The following is a 19,104-nucleotide window of genomic DNA, read 5'->3' on the forward strand; positions in this document are numbered from 1 at the left end:
CGCGGTGGCCGCCCTTACGTTGGTCGGCATGCACACGAAACGGCTGAGTGAGTTCCTGCGGGCCCGGCGGGCGCTGGTGCGCCCCGAGGACCACGGGATGCCCTCGGGGGTGCGCCGTACTCCCGGCCTGCGGCGAGAGGAGGTCGCGGTCCTCGCCGGGGTGAGCACCGACTACTACGTGCGGTTGGAACAGGGGCGCGAGCACCGTCCCTCGCCCCAGGTCCTGCGGGCCCTGGCGGCCGCCCTGCTGCTGAAGGACGAGGAAGCCGCCTACCTGCGCGCGCTGGTCGATCCGCCGCACCCGGGGCGCCCCGGGCCCGCCCGGGAGTACGCGGGCCCGCAACTGGTGTCCCTGCTGGACGCCTGGGCGGACACACCGGCTCTGGTCTACGGCCGGTACCTCGACCTGCTGGCCGTCAACGAGCTGGGCGAGGCGCTGTTCTCCTGGCTCGGCGGCGAGACCAGTCTCATCACGGCCATGTTCATGGAGCCCGCCGCCCGGGACTTCTACCGCGACTGGACGGTAGTGGCGCAGGGGTGCGTGGCCGCGCTGCGGGCCGCCAACCCCGATCCGGACGACCGGCGGCTGCAGGAACTCGTGGGCGAACTGTCCGTGCGCAGCCCCGACTTCGCACACATGTGGGCGCGCCACGAGGTACGCGCCAAGACGGCCTCGACGAAGCGCTTCCACCACCCGCTGGTCGGCGAGCTGACCCTGGGGTTCGAGACCTTCTCCGTCAACAGCGCACCCGGCCAGCACCTGGTCGTCTACCGAGCCGAACCCGGCAGTGCCGCCGCACAGTCGCTGGCCCTGCTGGGCAGCATCGCCCTCACCGACTTCCAAGACGTCCAGGACGGCTTCCAAGACGTCCAGGACGCTTTCCCAGACGTTCAAGACGAAGGACACACCCCGCATGACCTCTCCTGACGCCCCCGAGACCCCTGGCACCCCTGACACCCCCGTGTGGTTCATCACCGGCTGCTCCTCCGGCCTGGGCCGGGCGCTGGCCCGAGCCGTGCTGGAACGCGGATGGCGGGCGGTGGTCACCGCCCGGGACGCCGGCAAGGTCGCCGACGTGGTCGCCGGACACGACGACCGGGCCATCGCCGTGGCGCTGGACGTCACCGACCCCGAGCAGATCACGAAGGCGGTCGCCCAGGCCCAGGCCGCCTTCGGGCGGATCGACGTACTGGTCAACAACGCCGGCTACGGCTACCTCGCCGCCGTCGAGGAAGGCGAGGACGACGAGGTGCGCGCCTTGTTCGACACCAACGTCTTCGGCCTGGTCGACACCACCAAGGCCGTCCTGCCGGGCATGCGCGCCCGTCGCGCCGGCCACATCGTGAACATCTCCTCGCTCGGCGGCCTGGCCGGCTTCGGCGCCACCGGCTACTACCACGCCACCAAGTTCGCCGTGGAAGGCCTCTCCGAGTCACTCGCCGCCGAGGTCGCCCCCCTGGGCATCAACGTGACGATCGTCGAACCCGCCGCGTTCCGCACCAACTGGTCCGGGCCCTCCATGCGCCAGTCCGCCACCGTCATCGACGACTACGCCGCCACCGCGGGCGCCCGCCGCGCCGGCACCCTGGCCAGCTACGGCCACCAGCCCGGCGACCCGGCACGCGCGGCCCGGGCCGTCATCGACGCCGTCACGGCGAAACAGCCTCCGACGCGTCTGCTGCTGGGCAAGGCCGCGTACGACATCGCCACCGCCAAGCTGGACGCACTCAGGACCACCTTCGACGGCTGGCGAGAGGTGACCCTGAGCGCCGACTTCCCCCCGGACCAGCCCGCGGGCTGACGGCGCGACCGCCGCTCGCACGCGGTCCGCTGCCCTGGCGGAGATCAGCATCGCCCGCCCGGGAACAGGGGCGACGCCCTCCATGACACGGCACGGCAGGACACGACACCGACCAACGGGCCGGCTTCCAGAGGCACTTCGTGGAGCGCGAGCCGGACCTGGCGGCCCGCCGTGGCGGTCACGGGCGGGGACCGGCGCCCGGAGGACCGCGCCGAGGTCATCAACTGATCACTACTCTGTTCGCATGTCCATGAACGGAGATCGACAGTTTCCCGCCGCGCTTGCCGCCGCCATGGCGGTCCGGCTCGAAAGCATCGGCGAGGACCATGTCTCGTTCGAACCTTACGAGTCGTTCCTGACCGCCGACGAGACCACCGAGTGGTTCCGCGCATGGACGCACAACAGCGAGCTGAACGGCGACGGCTTCCGCGTGTTCGGCCAGGACGGCACCGGCGGGAAAGCGGCGTTCTGGCTGGTCCGTCCAGGCCGGGAACTGGAAGAGCAGCCCGTGGTCTTCCTCGGCTCCGAAGGAGAGACCGGCGTCGTCGCTCGCGACCTGGGCGCCTTCCTGTGGCTGCTGGCCGGCGGCTTCGGCCCCTGGGAAGCGGCCACCTCACACGAGCCCGAGCCGGACTGGGCCCCCCAGGCCCATCGCGGCCTGGCGGCCATCGCGGAACAATGCGCCCCGGAGCGCCGCGCCCCGGCAAGGTCTATCATCGCCCAGGCCGCACAGGAGTTCCCCGACTTCGACGACATCATCATGAACCTCTGCCGCTGAGCCGGACCGCGGCCGCGTGCGTCCGCCGGTTCGGCTGAGCGGCCGCTCCCGGGCGGAGGAGAACGGGACGGCCAAGCCGCGCACGCCCGTCCGCCTCCACCCGGGCGGGAAACGTCAGGCCTTCTTGGTCTCCCAGAAGATCTTGTCGATCTGGGCGATGTAGTCCAGCGCCTTCTGGCCCGTCGCCGGGTCGGTGGACGCCTTGGCGGCCGAGAGGGCCTTCAGGGTGTCGTTGACCAGCTGGTGCAGCTCGGGGTACTTCTCGAAGTGCGGGGGCTTGAAGTAGTCGCTCCAGAGCACGGAGACGTGGTGCTTGGCCAGCTCCGCGCGCTGCTCCTTGATGAGGGTGGCGCGCGTCTGGAAGTGAGGGTCGTCGTTCGCGGCCATCTTCTCCTGGACGGCCTTCACCGACTCCGCCTCGATGCGGGCCTGGGCCGGGTCGTACACGCCGCAGGGCAGGTCGCAGTGGGCGCTGACCTTCACCTTGGGGGCAAACAGGCGGGAAAGCATGGAGCATTCCTTCCTCGTGATCGTCTTCTCAGGTGCGACATTACTCCCTGCGGAAGGCGATTTCTCGGGTGCCCCCTAGGGCTTAGGACAAAAGTCCAGGGTGAGACTGAGACTGGTGGAGGAACGGACCGGGGAGGTGCCGGGGATGCCGGAGCTGTCGCAGGAGACCGAGCGGGGGCGGGCGATGGCGCCCTTCGGACTGGCCGAGGTGACCGGCCCGTCGATGGTGCCCACGCTGCACCACGGGGACCGGTTGCTGGTGCGGTACGGGGGTGCGGTCGGGCCCGGGGACGTCGTGGTCCTGCGTCATCCGTTCCAGCAGGACCTGCTGGTGGTCAAGCGGGCCGTGGAGCGGCGTGAGGGCGGCTGGTGGGTGCTCGGGGACAACCCGTACGCCGGCGGGGACAGCACGGACTACGGGGTGGTGCCCGAGGAGCTGATCCTCGGGACGGCGTGGCTGCGGCTGCGGCCGGTCGCGGCGGGTCAGCGTTCGCCGCTCGCGCTGCTGCGCTGGGCGCTCTCGGCGGCGAGGCCGCTGCTGCCGGGCCGGTCGGCTTCCAGGCGCTTGCGGGCCCGGTAGGCGGCCACGTTGGCGCGGGTCGCGCAGCGGTCCGAGCAGTAGCGCCGGGAACGGTTGGTGGAGGTGTCCAGGTAGGCGTTGCGGCACGGGGGTGCCTGGCACAGGCCCAGGCGGTCCACGCCGTACTCGGTGAGGTGGAAGGCCAGGCCCATGGCGGCGATCGCCGCGTATCCGGCGGTGGCGTTGGACGGGTGGTCGGCCAGGTGCATGTGCCACAGCGGGCGGCCGTCCTCGTCGCGGTGGTCGTGCCCGGAGATCTGCGGGCTGACCGGGAACTCCAGCAGGAGCGAGTTGAGCAGATCCACGGCGAGGGTCTCGTCGCCCTGGTCGGCGGCCTCGAAGACCCCGCGCAGCCGGGCCCGGACCGAGCGGAACCGGGTGACGTCGTTGTCGGTGGCGCGGCGGGCCGCCGACGCGTTCTCGCCGAAGAGGTCGCGGACGGCCTCGACCGTAGTCAGGGTGTCCCTGCCCCGAGCCGGTTCCTCGCTGTTCACGAGACGGACGGCGTAATCCGAGTAATAGGCCAGTTCCACTTGTAGTCCTTACGGAGGCGCATTATCGTCGTGTCTGCGGTCGGGTAACAGCCGGTCGTGCCTTAAGGGTATTACGCGAACCGAGGGGAGTCGGTGTCTCATGACCACCACCGCCGGAACCGACTGGGCAGCGTGGCAGGAGAGCTGGGACCGGCAGCAGGAGTGGTACATGCCGGACCGCGAGGAACGGTTCCGGATCATGCTCGACATGGTCGAGGCGCTCGTCGGCACCGCCCCGCGCGTGCTCGACCTCGCCTGCGGCACCGGCACCATCACCGCCCGGGTGCTGCGCCGCTTCCCCGAGGCGACCAGCACCGGCGTCGACCTCGACCCGGCGCTGCTCGCCATCGCGGAGGGCACCTTCGCGGGCGACGACCGCGTCACCCTCGTCACCGCCGACCTCAAGGACCCCGACTGGCCGGCGACACTGCCGTACGACTCCTACGACGCCGTCCTGACCGCCACGGCCCTCCACTGGCTGCACAGCGAACCCCTCGCGGCCCTCTACGATCGGGTCGCGGGGCTGGTCCGCGACGGCGGTGTCTTCATGAACGCGGACCACATGATCGATGACACCACGCCCCGGATCAACGCGGCCGAGCGCGCCCAGCGCCACGCCCGCATGGATCAGGCCAAGGGGGGCGGCGCCCTGGACTGGTCCCAGTGGTGGCAGCTGGCCGCCCAGGACCCGGTCCTCGCCGAGCCGACCGCCCGCCGCTTCGAGATCTACGGCGAACACGCGGACGGGGACACCCCGCCGGCCTCCTGGCACGCGCGCGTGCTGCGCGAGAAGGGGTTCGCCGAGGCCCGGCCGGTATGGTGCTCGCCCTCCGACACCCTGCTGCTCGCCCTCAAGTAGGGGAGCGGGAGCGGCCGGACGGCGCGTGGCACGGCGAAGGGCGGTACGGGGAGCCGTACCGCCCTTCGCCGAACGCGCAGCGTCGGATCGTCCTGTGCGGCGTCAGAGGACCTTCGACAGGAAGGACTGCGTCCGCTCGTGCTGCGGGTTCGTCAGGACGTCCCGCGGGTGGCCGGATTCCACCACCACACCGCCGTCCATGAACACCAGGCTGTCGCCCACCTCGCGGGCGAAGCCCATCTCGTGCGTGACGACGACCATGGTCATACCGGACTCGGCGAGGTCCCGCATGACGTCCAGGACGTCACCGACCAGCTCCGGGTCCAGGGCCGAGGTCGGCTCGTCGAACAGCATCAGCTTCGGCTCCATCGCCAGCGCCCGGGCGATCGCCACGCGCTGCTGCTGGCCACCGGAGAGCTGGGAGGGGTAGTGCCCGGCCCGGTCGGCCAGGCCCACGCGCTCCAGCAGCTGCATGGCCCGCTCCCGCGCCTCCGCCCGGCTCGCGCCCTTGACCTGCACCGGCGCCTCCATGACGTTCTCCACGGCCGTCATGTGCGGGAACAGGTTGAAGCGCTGGAAGACCATGCCGATGTCCCGGCGCTTCATGGCGACCTCGCGGTCGCGCAGCTCGTACAGCTTCTCGCCCTGCTGGCGGTAGCCGACCAGCTCGCCGTCGACGTACAGCCGCCCGGCGTTGATCTTCTCCAGGTGGTTGATGCACCGCAGGAAGGTCGACTTGCCGGAGCCGGAGGGGCCGATGAGGCAGAACACCTCGCCCGGCTTCACCTCCAGGTCGATGCCCTTGAGCACCTCGACGTGGCCGAAGGACTTGTGGACGCCCTCCGCCCTGACCATCGGGACAGTGTCCTTCGCCGGGGTGTCCTGCGTCTTGCTCAGCTTCTCGGTCATACGCCCACGGCTCCCTTCGGGCGGCCCAGCGACAGCATGTTCGCCTTCACCTTCTGCCACGGGGTGGCGGGCAGCTGACGGCTGGAACCACGGGCGTAGTACCGCTCGATGTAGTACTGGCCCACGCTCAGCACCGAGGTCATGATCAGGTACCAGGCCGCGGCGAGGAAGTACATCTCCACCGGGGCCCCGGAGTTCTGGCCGATGTCCTGGGCGTAACGGAAGAGTTCTGGATACTGGACGGCCGCCACGAGCGAGGTCGTCTTCAGCATGTTGATCACTTCGTTGCCCGTCGGCGGCACGATCACGCGCATCGCCTGCGGGATGACCACCCGGCGCAGCGTCTTGGCGTGGCTCATGCCGAGCGCGTGCGCCGCCTCGGTCTGGCCCTCGTCCACCGCGAGCAGGCCCGCGCGGCAGATCTCGGCCATGTATGCCGCCTCGTTCAGACCCAGGCCGAGCAGCGCCGTCAGCAACGGCGTCATGAAGTTCGACCAGTAGTCCTTGTAGAACGGCATCAGGTTGATGTACTCGAAGACCAGGCCCAGGTTGAACCAGAGGAACAGCTGGACCAGGACCGGGGTGCCGCGGAAGAACCAGATGTAGAACCAGGCGATGGACGAGGTCACCGGGTTCTTCGACAGCCGCATCACCGCCAGGACGATGCCCCCGACGATGCCGATGACCATCGACAGCACCGTCAGCAGGAGGGTCTTGCCGACGCCGGTCATGATCCGGTTGTCGAAGAAGTATTCCGGTACCGCGTGCCAGTTGATCTTGCCCTGGCCGAACGCGTAGATGATCGCGACGAGGAGCGCGATCGCGATGACGGCGGAGACGTACCGTCCGTAGTGCCGGACCGGGATGGCCTTGATGGCCTCCGCTCCCGCTCGGGGCGCGTCCTCGGGCCCCGCCGTCTTGTCGATGTCAGTCACGGGTATTGCCTCTACTGCCTCTCACTGGCCGTTCGGCTGTCGCGGATCACTTGCCGCCGTTGATCACGGACTGCTTGACGGCGCCGTCCTGAGCGCCCCACTTCTCGAGGATCTTCTGGTACTCGCCGTTCTTGATGATCGCGTCCATCGCGGCCTTGAGCGCGTCGCGCAGCCGCGTCTGCGTCTTGGAGACCGCGATGCCGTACGGGGCCGCCTCGACCTGCTCGCCGACCGTCTCGAAGTCCTTGCCGCCGCCGGAGGTCTTCACCGCGTACGCGGCGACCGGGAAGTCGGCGGACACGGCGTCCGCGCCGCCCGAGCGCAGCCGGGTCTGGGCCTGCTCGTTGTCGTCGAAGGGCTCGATGGTGATCTTCTTGCCGGCCGGACACTTCTTGGCCTGCTGCTTGGCCAGGTCCTCGGAGGTGGTGCCACGCTGGACGGCGAGCTTCTTGCCGCACAGGTCGTCCCAGGTGGTGATGCCCCTGGTGTCGCCCTTGCGGGTGTAGATCGAGACACCTGCGGTCAGGTAGTCGACGAAGTCGACGCCCTCGCCGACCTTCTTGCCGGTGTCCGGGTCGACGCCCTCCTGACGGTTCTTGTTGTCCGTCATCGCCGACATCGCGATGTCGTAGCGGTCCGAGCGCAGGCCGGTGAGCAGGCCGTCGAAGGTGCCGTTCTGGAAGTCGAACGTCACGCCGAGCTGCTTGCCCATGGCCGCCGCCAGGTCGGGGTCGAGGCCGGCGACCTTGCCGGAGGCGTCCTTGTACTCGACCGGGGCGTAGGCGATGTCCGAGCCGACCCTGATCGTGCCCTTGCTCCGGATCTCCTGCGGGAGCTTGTCGGCGAGCGGTGCGCTGCTGGTGGCGCTGCCGGAGTTCTGGTTCTTGTCCTTCGTCTGGTCACCGCAGCCGGTGAGCAGCAGGGCCCCTGCGACCGCGATCGCACCGGCCGCGGCCAGAGGGGAGCGCGCTGCGGTCGTACGACGGGTGGAGCTTGCGGTCATCGTGGTTCCTCCGGCGGATGGGAAGAGTTGCCGATGGGTCGACGGAAACACACACCTTCGGGTGTCGCGACCTCGTGGGTTTACGGCATCTTGCCATTCGGACTACGCCATTCAGGGTCGTCACTATGTCAAAATCGGATAACGGGTGACCCCCGAACCACATCAGGTCGGTACATCCCCGGTGCGCCACCGCCGAGGATCTGCGGGAATCCAGCACTCCGGCCGGAAAATCTTCAGCGTGTCTCAGGATGTGGTCACTCTTCGTAGTGCCTCTTCGGCCGCCTTGGGCGCATTCGCGCCCTTCCGGCCCGCCGACCGCGCGCCATCGGCGGTTCACCTGTCCGTATCCGAATGTGACCTTGAACCTAATGGACTCGTCGCGGGTACCGTCCGTCCGGTAAGAAGGTTCTTTACACCCCTCATCCGGGGCTCAGGGCGCGTGTGCGGCGCGCCCGTCGCGTAGGCGCTCGTACGTATCCGCAATCGAGCCCTGCGCGGTGCCCGCCCACCCCTCACCAGGAGTGGTCGACCCTCAAACCATGCATAGCTAAGGGGTAAAACAAAGTGGCAGCGGAGATCGTCAATCCTCGCAGCGACAGCGGTACGGACCAGGACGGCGGGGCCGAGCCCCTCGATTCCTTCGATCCGGCGTTCGCGCTGCACCGCGGCGGCAAGATGGCCGTGCAGGCCACCGTGCCGGTCCGTGACAAGGACGACCTTTCCCTCGCGTACACGCCCGGCGTCGCTCGCGTGTGCACCGCGATCGCCCAGCAGCCGGAGCTGGTCAACGACTACACATGGAAGTCCAACGTGGTCGCCGTCGTCACCGACGGCACGGCCGTGCTCGGACTCGGGGACATCGGTCCCCAGGCCTCCCTCCCCGTGATGGAGGGCAAGGCCATCCTGTTCAAGCAGTTCGGCGGCGTCGACGCGGTGCCGATCGCGCTCGACTGCACCGACGTGGACGAGATCATCGAGACCGTCGTCCGGCTCGCTCCCTCCTTCGGCGGAGTGAACCTGGAGGACATCTCGGCGCCCCGGTGCTTCGAGATCGAGCGCCGGCTCCAGGAGCGGCTGGACATCCCGGTCTTCCACGACGACCAGCACGGTACGGCCGTCGTGACGCTCGCGGCGCTCAGGAACGCGGCGCGGCTGAGCGGGCGCGAGATCGGGCAGCTGCGGGCCGTCATCTCGGGCGCCGGCGCGGCCGGTGTCGCCATCGCCAGGATGCTGGTCGAGGCCGGCATCGGGGACGTGGCCGTCGCGGACCGCAAGGGTGTCGTGTCGGCCGACCGGGAGGACCTCACGCCGGTCAAGCGCGAGCTGGCCGGGTTCACCAACAAGGCCGGCGTCACCGGCTCGCTGGAGGACGCCCTCGCGGGCGCGGACGTCTTCATCGGCGTCTCCGGCGGTACGGTCGCCGAGGCGGCCGTGGCCTCCATGGCCGAGGGCGCCTTCGTGTTCGCGATGGCCAACCCGAACCCCGAGGTGCACCCCGACGTCGCGCACAAGTACGCGGCGGTCGTGGCCACCGGGCGCTCGGACTTCCCGAACCAGATCAACAACGTGCTGGCCTTCCCCGGCATCTTCGCGGGCGCGCTCCAGGTGCGGGCCACGCGGATCACGGAGGGCATGAAGATCGCGGCGGCCGAGGCGCTGGCCTCGGTGGTCGGTGACGACCTCGCCGCCGACTACGTGATCCCCTCGCCGTTCGACGAGCGGGTCGCTCCCGCGGTCACCGCCGCGGTCGCCGCCGCGGCTCGGGCCGAGGGCGTCGCGCGCCGCTGACGTGCGGTGCGGCTAACGGCCCCGCCCGGGAGGGCGGGGCCGTTCGCCGTCCGGCGGGGTTCTCCGTTCCCAGGGCTTTGTCCGGCGGGGCTCTCCGTTTCCCGGCGGAGGCCGTTCGTTTCCGGCGGTGCCGGGCGGTGCCGGGCGGTGCCGGGCGGTGCCGGGCGGTGCCGGGGGGTGCCGGGGGGCGCCGGCGTGCCGCTGCGCCGCAAGGGTGTCGTCGCGCAAGAGGGCATGTGTCACAGGGGCCGCTGGTTCCGCCGGCCGCACCGCGCACTTATCGTCGGCAGCATGTTCGCTGTCTACGCCGCCCGAATCGACCGCGACCAGCCGCTCAGCGGCCTCGAGTTGGGGGAGCGTCCGGCTCCCGAGGCCCGTCCCGGCTGGAGCACCATCACTGTGCGGGCCGCTTCCCTCAACCACCACGACCTCTGGTCCCTGCGGGGCGTCGGCCTCCAGGAGGACCGGCTGCCGATGATCCTCGGCTGCGACGCCGCCGGTGTCGACGTGGACGGCAACGAGGTCGTCCTGCACTCCGTCATCGGCCAGACCGGCCACGGCGTCGGCCCCGACGAGCCGCGCTCCATCCTCACCGAGCGCTACCAGGGCACCTTCGCGGAACAGGTCGCCGTACCGACCTGGAACATCCTGCCCAAGCCCAGGGAGCTGTCCTTCGCCGAGGCCGCCTGTCTGCCGACCGCCTGGCTGACGGCGTACCGGATGCTGTTCACCAACGCCGGGGTACGACCCGGGGACTCGGTCCTCGTGCAGGGCGCGGGCGGCGGTGTCGCCACGGCCGCGATCGTCCTCGGCAAGGCGGCCGGGCTGCGGGTCTTCGCCACCAGCCGGGACGAGGCCAAGCGGAAGCGGGCGCTGGAGCTGGGTGCGGTGGAGGCCGTGGAGCCGGGGGCGCGGTTGCCGCAGCGGGTCGACGCCGTCATCGAGACCGTGGGCGCCGCGACCTGGTCCCACTCGGTGAAGTCCCTGCGGCCCGGGGGCACGCTCGTCATCTCCGGGGCGACCAGCGGGGACCGGCCCTCGCACGCCGAGCTGACCCGGATCTTCTTCCTGGAGCTGAAGGTGGTCGGCTCCACCATGGGCACCAAGGACGAGCTGGAGGATCTGCTCGCGTTCTGCGCGGCGACGGGGGTACGGCCCGTCATCGACGACGAGCTGTCGCTGGACCGGGCCCGCGAGGGCTTCGAGCGGCTTGCGTCGGGGGAGCAGTTCGGGAAGATCGTGCTGACCAACTCCTGAGGTTCGCCGGGCGTTGGGCGTAAGTGGGTGAGAGGCGGGTCCGGGTGCCGGGCCCGCCTCTCGCTTGGCCTGCCTGTCAACATGGGTTGACAGCCGTCAGTGTGTCAACCTAGATTGACAGTATGAGTGAGGCAACAGATCTCGCCGAGCGCGCCGGTGACCGGGATCCCCGGGTAGGGCTGCGCGCCGTGGCCGCGCTGCGCCGGCTGCTGGAGCAGCTGGAGGCGGTACAGGTGCGCAGCGCGCGCAACCAGGGCTGGTCGTGGCAGGAGATCGCCGCGGAGCTGGGTGTCAGCAGGCAGGCCGTGCACAAGAAGTACGGGAGGCATTGATGTTCGAGCGGTTCACGAAGGATGCCCGGGCGGTGGTCGAGGGGGCGTACGCCTACGCGGAGGAGGGCGGGACGGGGTCGGTGGACGCCGAGCACCTGCTGCTGGCGCTTCTCGACCGGGAGGGCAGCCGGGGGTCCTACGCCCTGTCCGCCCTCGGGCTCGCCCGGCCACACGAGCGCGAGGCGGTACGGCGGGCCCTGCGCGAGGCGCGGCGGCGGGCCGGGCTGACCCGGGCCGAGGCGGATGCGCTGGCGGGGCTGGGGATCGACGTGACGGAGATCGTGACGCGGGTGGAGGAGGTGCACGGCGTCGGGGCGATGTCCGGTGGCCGGGGTCGTGCGGGGTCGCGGCGGCGGCCCGGCTTCGGCCGGGGGGCGAAGGGGGTCTTGGAGCGGGCGTTGCGGGTTGCCGTCGCCCGGCACGAACGGTTCATCGGGGACGAGCACCTGCTGCTGGCGCTCACCGTGGTGCCGGGGGTAGCGGGGGAGGCCCTGGCCGACAGCGGGGTGACCTTCGCAGAGGTGTCGAGGGTATGCCCGGGGGCGCGTGCGGCTGCGGGCTGAGCGGGGGTTGGGGGCGGGGTTCGGCTGGCCGGGGCGAGGGGGCCCGGTTGGCCGGGGTGAGGGGGCCCGGTTGGCTGGGGTCCGGGGGCTCCGACGGCCTTGCCCGCCCGGCTGCCCGACTGGGTTGGCCGGGGTGCGGCGGTTGGCCGGGGTGAGCGGGCCCGGTTGGCTGGGGTCCGGGGGCTCCGAGGGCCTCGCCCGCCCAGCTGCCCGACTGGGTTGGCGGGGGTGTGGCGGTTGGCCGGAGTGAGGGGGCTCGGTCGGCTGGAGGTGGCCCCCGGGGCTCCGCCCCGGGCCCCGGTGTCTCGCCAGGCCGCCCCCGGCTCGGTTGCCTGGAGGGTGGACGGGGGTGGTCGGCCGGGGTGAGCGGGCTCGGTTGGCTGGGGTCCGGGGGTTCCGAGGGCCTCGCCCGCCGGGCCACCCGACTCGGTTGCCTGGAGGGTGGACCGGGGCGGTCGGCCGGGATGAACGGGCCCGGTTGGCTGGAGGGCAGGTGCGGTTCGGTTGGCCGGAGTGCAGGGCTCGGTCGGCCGGGGCCCGGGGCTCTGCCCTGGGCCCCCGGGGTCGTGCCCGTCTGGCCACCCGAGGCCGAGCGCGCGGCTCGGTTCACTGGGGAGCGGGGGTCAGTGGGTGTGGAGGATCGCTGCGATGTGGGCCGCCGCCGTGGCGAGGTGGTGGCGGGTTTCGTGGAGTTGGGTGGGGGTGACCCCGTGGTCGCGGGCCGTGTCGCGGATGTCGTCGCGGAAGCGGTCCAGTAGGCGCTCCAGGTCACGGGCCGGGTCGCCGGTGAGGTCCTCGTGCGCCCAGGAGGGTTCGTACTCCGCGGGGAACTCCTCCGGCGGGGCGGTGTAGTGCGGCTCCTCAGCGGGCGTGGGCTCGGCGGTGCGGGAGAAGCCCCAGTCCCTGCCGACGTCCTTGCCGAAGTCGCCGAACTCCTTGGCCAGTTCCGTCAGGCCCTCGCGGACGCCCGTCGGCCAGTCGCCGCGCGTGAAGTGGTCCTGGACGCGGGTCTGGACCCGGCGCGCGATGCGCTGGACCTCCTCCTGCGCCTGGGCCCGCGCCCGCGCCTGCGCCTCCTGGGCCTGGCGGCGGGCCCGCTCGGCCTCCTCGCGGGCCCGGCGGCTCTCGTCCTTGGCGCGCCGTGCCTGCTCCTTCCACTCCTGCTTGGCCCGGCGCATCTCCTCCTTGGCGGCCTTCCAGGCCTCCTTGTCGCCCGGCTCGCCCCACTCCCCGTAGACCTGCTCACCCCCAAACGTCTTCGCACCCCGGCGGGCCTCCGAGGCGGCGGCGCGCACCTCCCGGCGCAGGTCGCCCGCCGCGCCGCGCACGTCGGCCCTCATCTCGGCGGCCAGCTCCGCCACCGACTCGCGGATCTCCAGCTCCAGGTCGGCCAGTTCACCGCTCCGGGCGGCCAGTTCGGCACGGCCGGCGTCCGTGATCGCGTAGACCTTGCGGCCGCCCTCGGTGGTGTGCCGGACCAGGCCTTCTGCCTCCAGCTTGGCCAGGCGGGGGTAGACCGTGCCCGCCGAGGGGGCGTAGAGGCCCTGGAAGCGTTCCTCCAGGAGCCTGATCACCTCGTAGCCGTGGCGCGGGGCCTCGTCGAGCAGCTTGAGCAGGTACAGGCGGAGGCGGCCGTGGGCGAAGACGGGAGGCATGTCAGAGCACCTTCTTGTCGGTCGTGCCGTCGGCCGGGGCGCCAGGGGTACCGGGGGTGCCGGGGGCTTCGGTGGCGGTCGCGGTGGCGTCCTGGCCGGAGACGGAATTGTCTCCCGGGGTCGCCGGGGAGCGATCGGCCGGGTGGGGTGCGTCGGAGGCGCCGTGCGCCGGGGGCCGGGTCTTCCAGGAGGTGCTCTCCTCGTCGTCCCGGGGCGGGCGGCGCAGGAGCGCGATCGAGCCGGAGGCCGTGATGGCGCGCAGCTTGCCGGTGCCCGCGCCGAGGCGGCCGGTGATCTTGTGGGCGCCCCACTGGCCGTGCACCCGCAGTCCGTCGAAGGCGTTGGAAATCGTGCCGCTCGCGGTGTTCGCCTCCACCTCGGCGTCCGCCGGGTGCGGCAGGCGGATCGCGATCTCGCCCGAGACGCTGGTCAGGTGGATGTCCGTGGGGCCGTCCGGATCCAGGTCGACGATCATGGAGCCGCTGACGGAGTCCGCCCGCACGGAGGCGCCGGAGCCGTCGACCACGGTCAGGTCGCCCGAGACCGAGTGGAAGCGGAGGTCGCCGGTGACCGCCTGGGCCTCCAGGTTGCCCGAGACGGTGTCCGCGCGGACCGGGCCGGAGACACCGACCAGGGTGGTGTCGCCGGTGACGCCCTTGATCACGGCGGGGCCGCGGATGCCGGAGACGACCGCGGCGGCGCCGACCACGCCGACCTCCACGCGGGTGTCGGCGGGCACGGCGAGGGAGACGACGACGCTGCGGCGCCAGCCCTTGCGGTCGAGCCACTTGAGGAAGCCCCTCCAGGGCAGGTCCTCGTAGGCCACGGTGAGGGTGGAGCCGGTCTGTGTGACCACCAGGGGTGGGCCTTCGATCTCCGAGACCTCCAGGCGGGGGGTGGGGTCGTCCGTGCCCACCACGTTCACCGTGCCGTTGACGACGCGGACCGCCAGGTCGCGTACGGGGGTGTCGAAGGTCAGCTTCCGGGGTTCTGTGACGGACCACTCCGACATGGGGCCTCCTTGGCCGGGCACGGTTGCGACGCGCCATATCGCGTCCTCCTGTGAACACGATATATCGCGGTTCGGTGAAGTCAAGGGACTCTTCCGGGTGGCCGCACGGGCGCTGCTCCCGGTGCGCCGGCGCGGCCGGAGTGTGCGCGGGGGCGGTGGCCGGAACGTGGCGGCTCCGCCGGGCACAACGGCTTCGCCAGGTGAGGTGGTTCGCCGGGCGAGGCGGGTTCGCCGGGCGAGGTGGCTTCGCCAGGATGTGGTGGCTTCGCCGGGCGAGGCCCGGCTGATCCCCTCCCCCTCGCGCAGGGCGCTTACGCTGGTGGTGTTCGTTGTCGGTTGCTGGATGTTCGCTCAGGAGACGTGGCCCTATGTACTTCACCGACCGCGGTATCGAGGAGTTGGAGAAGCGGCGTGGCGAGGAAGAGGTCACCTTCGAGTGGCTCGCGGAGCAGCTGCGGACGTTCGTGGACCTGAACCCGGACTTCGAGGTGCCCGTGGAGCGGCTGGCCACCTGGCTCGCGCGGCTCGACGACGAGGACGACGAGTGACGGCGGGCGGATCTCCCCTTCCCCTCCCCCTCTCCCTTCCCGGGAGTTAGCCTTCTCCTCCCATCGACGAACGGGGGCGTCATGGCCGGAGGAGTCGAACGCATACGCCTGGACGACGGGACCGTCGTCTGGGCCAGGATCGCCGCCGCCGACGAAGAGGCGCTGGACGGCGGCGGTTACCGGGACACCGGGCTCGGCGACCGGGTCATCGACATGGCGGGAGGACTGGCCGGCACGGTCGGGGGCGTCGTGCGCTCCCTGCGCGCCGGTCTGGACACACCGGCCCCCGTCGAGGTCTCGGTCAGCTTCGGCATCGAACTGACGGCGCAGTCCGGCAAGATCGTGAGCGCCATCGCCGAGGGAGGCGGCAAGTCCTCGCTCACCGTCTCCCTGACCTGGACCGAGCCCGCCACGGCGGCGGGCGGCGCGGATCCCGCGGCGCCGGGCGGCGGGTTCGTACCGTCGCAGTCCTCGGCTCCCGGCGCCGTATGAGCGCCTTCGACGAGATGGTGCGCCCCTGCCTCGCACGCATCGGCGCACCTGGTGACGGGTATGCAACGGACCGTGACGCGTACTGGGGGTCGGGGTTCTTCATAGCCCCGGGTTGGCTGTTGACCTGCGCCCACGTCGTGGGGAAGGGGGGAGCCGCGGTGTGCCGAGGGACCAGCGCCCTGAGCGTGACCTGGCAGGAGCGCACCGCCGCCGGCGCCTGGGAGCCGCGCGGCGGCACCGGCACGGCCGTCGTCGTCGCGCCCCGGCCCGAGGGCGCGGGACCGGCGCGTGACCCCTGGCCCTTCCCCGACCTCGCGCTCGTCCGCGTGACCGGCGCCGACGACGTGCGCTGCCTGTGGCTCGCCGACCGGGAAGCGGGCCCGCGCACCCCGCTCGGCCTCTACGGCTGGTCGGTGCAGACCGGCGAGCTGGGCATCCGGCACGGCATCGGCGAACTCGCCGGGTCCGACGCGCGGGCCCTGCTGCTCGCCGGAAGCCTGCCCATCGGCGGACTCTCCGGCGGCCCGGTGCTCGACCTGCGGCACGGCTCCGTCATCGGTGTGATCAAAGGGCGCCGGCGCGAGGAGGGCGTCGCGGTACCGGTCACCGCGCTGTACGAACTGCTGGACGCCCGCGAGGCGGCACGCCCGGTGCGCGAGGCGCTGCGCGCGCACGACGTGCACCACGCGCGCCTTCTCGACACCCCCTCGCCGTACCCGGACTGGACCGCCTTCCAGGCCGCCCTGCCCGGTCACGGGCACGCCGTCTCCGGGATCACCGCCGAGCTGCGCACCCGGCTCCACGGCCATCTCGCCCACCTGCCGCCGCCGACCGGCGCCGGTGAGGTCGTCCACCTCGTGGAGGACGTGAAGGCGCAGGTGCGCGGCGAACGCCTGCCCTCGCTCGTGCTGCGGAACGTGCGCACCTGGCGCGAGGGCGCCGCGCTGCTGCACGGTCTGCGCACGCTCGAACCGGGCGGCGGGGGCACGCTGGTCGACCTGGACGCCGTACTCCTCTACGCCGCCCGGGTGGCCCGTACGGTCCGGCAGCGGACCGGTGAGGTGGACGAGGCACGGCTGCGGGCGTTCACCGCGTGGATAGCCGGGCAGGCCGCCGACCACCGGCACTGGGCCGTCGGCGAGGCCATCCGCGCGCTGCTGGACGGGAGCGGGGAGGACGGCGGCACGACCGCGTCGGCCTCCGGTGGTCCGGCGGGTGGGCCGCCCAACGGTGTGCCGGTCGCCGACGGGTGGCCGGCCGTCACCCCCTCACCGGTTCCTTCGCAGATCCCTTCGCAGGTTCCCGCGTTGGGGGGCCGGGCGGTCGAAACCCCCTCCGTTGCCGGCCCCGTCGGCCCCGTCCCGCACGTCGGTACGCCGTCACCCGTCGAGGCCGCCCCGACCCCCGTCCCCAGCGAGCTCATACCCACCCCCACCGGCCCCGCTCCCGCCGGCACCCGCACCGACGTCCTCGTCCGCGTCGGGCCGGCCACCTACGGCCGGCATCCCTGGAGTGTGCAGTTGGTGTACGACGGGCGGGACGTCACCCCGGTCGACGGTGACGACCGGGGCGTGCCCGCCGAGGAGTTGGCGGGGGTGCTGCGGGAGCCGTTGGCGCAGGCGCTCGGTCAGGGGGACCACGGGGAGCATCTCGCCGCGATCGAGGTGTTCCTGCCCCGCAGGCTGTTCGATCTCCCGGTGGACGACTGGCAGTTGCTGTCCGGACCGGGCGACGCTGAGGGCGGGGACGACGAGGACGACGACTTCGAGGACGCGCGGCACCTGCCGCTCGGTATGCGGCGGACCGTCATCATCCGCGAGGTCCGGCGCAACGGCCTGCCGCCCGCCCCGGAGTGGCGCCGTCGCTGGAAGGGCGTCCAACGGGGCCCGCTGGCGCACGCGGCGCTGCACGGCAGGACCGTCGCCGAGGGGCATCCGCCGGGGGCCGGGACCGGGGGCAAGTACCCGTACTACGGCGCCCTGTCGGCGCTGGGCGACGCGTCCGTGCCCGTCTACTGCGGTCCCGTCGGCAGTGGAGAGGGCTATGCGGCGATGCGGGACGCGCTGCGCTCCGGGCACTCCGTGGTGCTGTGGCGCCGCGACCGGCATGATCACGGCGAGTGCGGGGACTTCCATCGGCAGGCCGCGGCCGTGCTGGACGCCGCCGGGCAGGCGGACGGGCTGCACGGCCCGGTCCGCGAGCTGCGCATCGGCCTGGCCGACCCGGACACCGCCCGGGCGCAGGGCCTGCGCGGCAAGATCGCCGTACTGTTCGATCCGCCGGACCGGTCGCCGTACGGGACGGAGAGCATGCGGCCCCCGCCGCTGGCCGCGCCCGGCGGCTGACCCGCCGGTGCCTCCGCCGCCCCGGTGGACGCTCCGTCAACTCTGCCGAGTCGCACGGAGGTTCGTGGTGGCGGGGTGGGAGCGTCGGACGCCGCGAACCTCGGCGGGCGCGGCCGACGGGCGGTAGCCTCGTACGTCGGACGGCCGGGCCCGCTGCATGATCACCAGAGCCGGGAGGAGCCCAAGGTGAACGACTGGCGGATCTACCGCGGAGTGGGTCAGCCGCACGACGGCATGCGGCGGTTGCCGGCGCCGCCGCCCTGGCGGGACTTCGCCGCCTCCCGGGACGGCGCGGACAGCGGCCCGGAGGACCCCAGCAGCGCCCGCCGGCTCGGTGTGCGCCGCCGCCTGGTCGAGAACTACGCGCCCCGGCCGGCCGAGGTGGACGCGGTCAACGCGGCCCTCTATCTGCGCCGGCCCTTGCTGGTGACCGGCAACCCCGGCACCGGCAAGTCCACCCTGGCGTACGCGATCGCCCACGAACTCGGCCTGGGCAAGGTGCTGCGCTGGCCCATCGTCAGCCGTACGACCCTCCAGGACGGCCTGTACCGGTACGACGCCATCGCCCGGCTCCAGGACGTCCAGCTGGAGCGCGCCCGCGGTGACGACCGGGGTGCCGCGGGCTCCGCGATCGGCTCCTACGTCCGGCTCGGCCCGCTAGGCACCGCGTTCCTGCCCGCGGCGGAACCCCGCGTCCTGCTCATCGACGAGCTGGACAAGAGCGACCTCGACCTGCCCAACGACCTGCTGAACACCCTGGAGGAGGGCGAGTTCTCGATTCCCGAGCTGGAGCGCCTGGCCGACCGGGAGCCCGTCGTGGAGGTGCTCACGCACGACGGCGACCGGGTGGCCGTGCACGGCGGGCGTATCGCCTGCACCGCGTTCCCGGTGATCGTGCTGACCTCCAACGGCGAACGCGACTTCCCCGCCCCGCTGCTGCGCCGCTGCGTCCAGCTGGAGCTGGACCCGCCCGGCGAGGAGCAGCTCACCGCCATGGTCGAGGCGCACCTCGGAAGTGACGGCGTCGCCGCCGGCGCGGACCTGATCCGCCGGTTCCTGGAGCGCGAACCGGGCGAGGTGCTCGCCGCCGACCAGCTCCTGAACGCCCTGTTCCTCACCCAGCACGACCCGCGCGCACAGGGCCTCACCCGGGAGCGGATCGCCGAGATGCTGATGCAACCGCTCGACCGTACGAGGTGAGAG

The 19,104-nt window shown here is 72.1% G+C and carries 20 protein-coding genes; 13 read left to right on the top strand and 7 right to left on the bottom strand.

Going from position 1 to position 19,104, the window contains the following annotated elements:
* The first annotated feature begins 28 nt into the window (after positions 1–28).
* The 3 genes from ACZ3ZD_RS28695 (at position 29) to ACZ3ZD_RS28705 (ending at position 2,580) form a co-directional block, all read left to right on the top strand.
* Complete coding sequence (locus ACZ3ZD_RS28695) at positions 29–928, top strand: helix-turn-helix transcriptional regulator (protein WP_467403224.1); 900 nt, start codon at positions 29–31, stop codon at positions 926–928.
* Positions 915–1,802 carry an oxidoreductase gene (locus ACZ3ZD_RS28700; protein ID WP_467403227.1) on the top strand — a complete coding sequence of 296 codons (888 nt, stop codon included), beginning with the start codon at positions 915–917 and terminating at the stop codon, positions 1,800–1,802. The genes ACZ3ZD_RS28695 and ACZ3ZD_RS28700 overlap by 14 nt, the downstream gene beginning before the upstream one ends.
* Positions 1,803–2,046: 244 nt before the next feature.
* Positions 2,047–2,580, top strand: a complete 534-nt coding sequence (locus ACZ3ZD_RS28705) for an SMI1/KNR4 family protein (protein ID WP_467403230.1) — start codon at positions 2,047–2,049, stop codon at positions 2,578–2,580.
* Positions 2,581–2,694: 114 nt separating this feature from the next.
* Here the strand turns inward: ACZ3ZD_RS28705 and sodN are convergent, their stop codons facing one another.
* Positions 2,695–3,090 (bottom strand): superoxide dismutase, Ni, encoded by a 396-nt coding sequence (sodN, locus tag ACZ3ZD_RS28710; protein WP_467403233.1) that lies wholly within the window; start codon positions 3,088–3,090, stop codon positions 2,695–2,697.
* 145 nt (positions 3,091–3,235) lie between these two features.
* Here sodN and sodX point away from each other — a divergent pair, with 145 nt between their 5' ends.
* Positions 3,236–3,670, top strand: a complete 435-nt coding sequence (sodX, locus tag ACZ3ZD_RS28715) for a nickel-type superoxide dismutase maturation protease (RefSeq protein ID WP_467403734.1) — start codon at positions 3,236–3,238, stop codon at positions 3,668–3,670.
* Here the strand turns inward: sodX and ACZ3ZD_RS28720 are convergent.
* Positions 3,574–4,203, bottom strand: coding sequence for a CGNR zinc finger domain-containing protein (locus ACZ3ZD_RS28720; RefSeq protein ID WP_467403236.1), 630 nt, complete (start codon positions 4,201–4,203; stop codon positions 3,574–3,576). The genes sodX and ACZ3ZD_RS28720 overlap by 97 nt on opposite strands.
* 100 nt (positions 4,204–4,303) lie before the next feature.
* Between ACZ3ZD_RS28720 and ACZ3ZD_RS28725 the strand changes: the two genes are divergently transcribed.
* Positions 4,304–5,062: a class I SAM-dependent methyltransferase gene (locus ACZ3ZD_RS28725; RefSeq protein ID WP_467403240.1), complete on the top strand. Its 759-nt coding sequence runs from the start codon at positions 4,304–4,306 to the stop codon at positions 5,060–5,062.
* Between the two features lie 102 nt (positions 5,063–5,164).
* Here the strand turns inward: ACZ3ZD_RS28725 and ACZ3ZD_RS28730 are convergent, their stop codons facing one another.
* Genes ACZ3ZD_RS28730 through ACZ3ZD_RS28740 form a run of 3 tightly spaced genes read right to left on the bottom strand, consistent with a single transcriptional unit; the run spans position 5,165 to position 7,909 of the window.
* Positions 5,165–5,971, bottom strand: a complete 807-nt coding sequence (locus tag ACZ3ZD_RS28730; RefSeq protein ID WP_467403243.1) for an amino acid ABC transporter ATP-binding protein — start codon at positions 5,969–5,971, stop codon at positions 5,165–5,167.
* The gene (locus ACZ3ZD_RS28735) at positions 5,968–6,906 is read right to left on the bottom strand and encodes an amino acid ABC transporter permease (protein ID WP_467403246.1); all 939 of its coding nucleotides are present in this window, start codon (positions 6,904–6,906) and stop codon (positions 5,968–5,970) included. Before ACZ3ZD_RS28735 ends, ACZ3ZD_RS28730 begins: the two co-directional genes overlap by 4 nt.
* Before the next feature lie 46 nt (positions 6,907–6,952).
* Positions 6,953–7,909, bottom strand: coding sequence for an ABC transporter substrate-binding protein (locus ACZ3ZD_RS28740; protein ID WP_467403249.1), 957 nt, complete (start codon positions 7,907–7,909; stop codon positions 6,953–6,955).
* A gap of 564 nt (positions 7,910–8,473) precedes the next feature.
* Between ACZ3ZD_RS28740 and ACZ3ZD_RS28745 the strand changes: the two genes are divergently transcribed.
* From ACZ3ZD_RS28745 to ACZ3ZD_RS28760, 4 genes are all read left to right on the top strand, one after another.
* Positions 8,474–9,697 (top strand): NAD(P)-dependent malic enzyme, encoded by a 1,224-nt coding sequence (locus ACZ3ZD_RS28745; protein WP_467403252.1) that lies wholly within the window; start codon positions 8,474–8,476, stop codon positions 9,695–9,697.
* Between the two features lie 291 nt (positions 9,698–9,988).
* The gene (locus ACZ3ZD_RS28750; RefSeq protein ID WP_467403255.1) at positions 9,989–10,954 is read left to right on the top strand and encodes a zinc-binding dehydrogenase; all 966 of its coding nucleotides are present in this window, start codon (positions 9,989–9,991) and stop codon (positions 10,952–10,954) included.
* 122 nt (positions 10,955–11,076) lie between these two features.
* Complete coding sequence (locus tag ACZ3ZD_RS28755) at positions 11,077–11,286, top strand: helix-turn-helix domain-containing protein (protein ID WP_014674937.1); 210 nt, start codon at positions 11,077–11,079, stop codon at positions 11,284–11,286.
* Entirely contained in the window at positions 11,286–11,849 is a 564-nt protein-coding gene (locus ACZ3ZD_RS28760; RefSeq protein ID WP_467403259.1) for a Clp protease N-terminal domain-containing protein, read from the top strand. Before ACZ3ZD_RS28755 ends, ACZ3ZD_RS28760 begins: the two co-directional genes overlap by 1 nt.
* Before the next feature lie 623 nt (positions 11,850–12,472).
* Here ACZ3ZD_RS28760 and ACZ3ZD_RS28765 read toward each other — a convergent pair.
* On the bottom strand, positions 12,473–13,504 hold the full coding sequence (locus ACZ3ZD_RS28765; protein ID WP_467403262.1) for a PadR family transcriptional regulator: 1,032 nt from the start codon (positions 13,502–13,504) through the stop codon (positions 12,473–12,475).
* A 1-nt stretch (position 13,505) separates the two neighbouring features.
* Complete coding sequence (locus tag ACZ3ZD_RS28770) at positions 13,506–14,516, bottom strand: DUF4097 family beta strand repeat-containing protein (RefSeq protein ID WP_467403265.1); 1,011 nt, start codon at positions 14,514–14,516, stop codon at positions 13,506–13,508.
* 368 nt (positions 14,517–14,884) lie between these two features.
* On the opposite strand from ACZ3ZD_RS28770, the gene ACZ3ZD_RS28775 reads away from it, so the two are divergent.
* The 4 genes from ACZ3ZD_RS28775 (at position 14,885) to ACZ3ZD_RS28790 (ending at position 19,101) form a co-directional block, all read left to right on the top strand.
* On the top strand, positions 14,885–15,064 hold the full coding sequence (locus tag ACZ3ZD_RS28775; protein ID WP_003992906.1) for a DUF6104 family protein: 180 nt from the start codon (positions 14,885–14,887) through the stop codon (positions 15,062–15,064).
* An 81-nt stretch (positions 15,065–15,145) separates the two neighbouring features.
* Positions 15,146–15,556, top strand: coding sequence for a CU044_2847 family protein (locus ACZ3ZD_RS28780; RefSeq protein WP_467403267.1), 411 nt, complete (start codon positions 15,146–15,148; stop codon positions 15,554–15,556).
* A 14-nt stretch (positions 15,557–15,570) separates the two neighbouring features.
* Entirely contained in the window at positions 15,571–17,901 is a 2,331-nt protein-coding gene (locus tag ACZ3ZD_RS28785; RefSeq protein ID WP_467403738.1) for a VMAP-C domain-containing protein, read from the top strand.
* 186 nt (positions 17,902–18,087) lie between these two features.
* The gene (locus ACZ3ZD_RS28790; protein WP_467403270.1) at positions 18,088–19,101 is read left to right on the top strand and encodes an AAA family ATPase; all 1,014 of its coding nucleotides are present in this window, start codon (positions 18,088–18,090) and stop codon (positions 19,099–19,101) included.
* Positions 19,102–19,104 lie beyond the last annotated feature (3 nt).

This window comes from Streptomyces sp. NPDC023481 (assembly GCF_055560195.1).

Coding starts and splice junctions, on each gene's coding strand:
- ACZ3ZD_RS28695 (WP_467403224.1), top strand. CDS start 29: ATGCACACGAAACGGCTGAGTGAGTTCCTGCGGGCCCGGCGGGCGCTG.
- ACZ3ZD_RS28700 (WP_467403227.1), top strand. CDS start 915: ATGACCTCTCCTGACGCCCCCGAGACCCCTGGCACCCCTGACACCCCC.
- ACZ3ZD_RS28705 (WP_467403230.1), top strand. CDS start 2,047: ATGTCCATGAACGGAGATCGACAGTTTCCCGCCGCGCTTGCCGCCGCC.
- sodN (WP_467403233.1), bottom strand. CDS start 3,090: ATGCTTTCCCGCCTGTTTGCCCCCAAGGTGAAGGTCAGCGCCCACTGC.
- sodX (WP_467403734.1), top strand. CDS start 3,236: ATGCCGGAGCTGTCGCAGGAGACCGAGCGGGGGCGGGCGATGGCGCCC.
- ACZ3ZD_RS28725 (WP_467403240.1), top strand. CDS start 4,304: ATGACCACCACCGCCGGAACCGACTGGGCAGCGTGGCAGGAGAGCTGG.
- ACZ3ZD_RS28730 (WP_467403243.1), bottom strand. CDS start 5,971: ATGACCGAGAAGCTGAGCAAGACGCAGGACACCCCGGCGAAGGACACT.
- ACZ3ZD_RS28740 (WP_467403249.1), bottom strand. CDS start 7,909: ATGACCGCAAGCTCCACCCGTCGTACGACCGCAGCGCGCTCCCCTCTG.
- ACZ3ZD_RS28750 (WP_467403255.1), top strand. CDS start 9,989: ATGTTCGCTGTCTACGCCGCCCGAATCGACCGCGACCAGCCGCTCAGC.
- ACZ3ZD_RS28755 (WP_014674937.1), top strand. CDS start 11,077: ATGAGTGAGGCAACAGATCTCGCCGAGCGCGCCGGTGACCGGGATCCC.
- ACZ3ZD_RS28760 (WP_467403259.1), top strand. CDS start 11,286: ATGTTCGAGCGGTTCACGAAGGATGCCCGGGCGGTGGTCGAGGGGGCG.
- ACZ3ZD_RS28765 (WP_467403262.1), bottom strand. CDS start 13,504: ATGCCTCCCGTCTTCGCCCACGGCCGCCTCCGCCTGTACCTGCTCAAG.
- ACZ3ZD_RS28770 (WP_467403265.1), bottom strand. CDS start 14,516: ATGTCGGAGTGGTCCGTCACAGAACCCCGGAAGCTGACCTTCGACACC.
- ACZ3ZD_RS28775 (WP_003992906.1), top strand. CDS start 14,885: ATGTACTTCACCGACCGCGGTATCGAGGAGTTGGAGAAGCGGCGTGGC.
- ACZ3ZD_RS28780 (WP_467403267.1), top strand. CDS start 15,146: ATGGCCGGAGGAGTCGAACGCATACGCCTGGACGACGGGACCGTCGTC.
- ACZ3ZD_RS28785 (WP_467403738.1), top strand. CDS start 15,571: ATGGTGCGCCCCTGCCTCGCACGCATCGGCGCACCTGGTGACGGGTAT.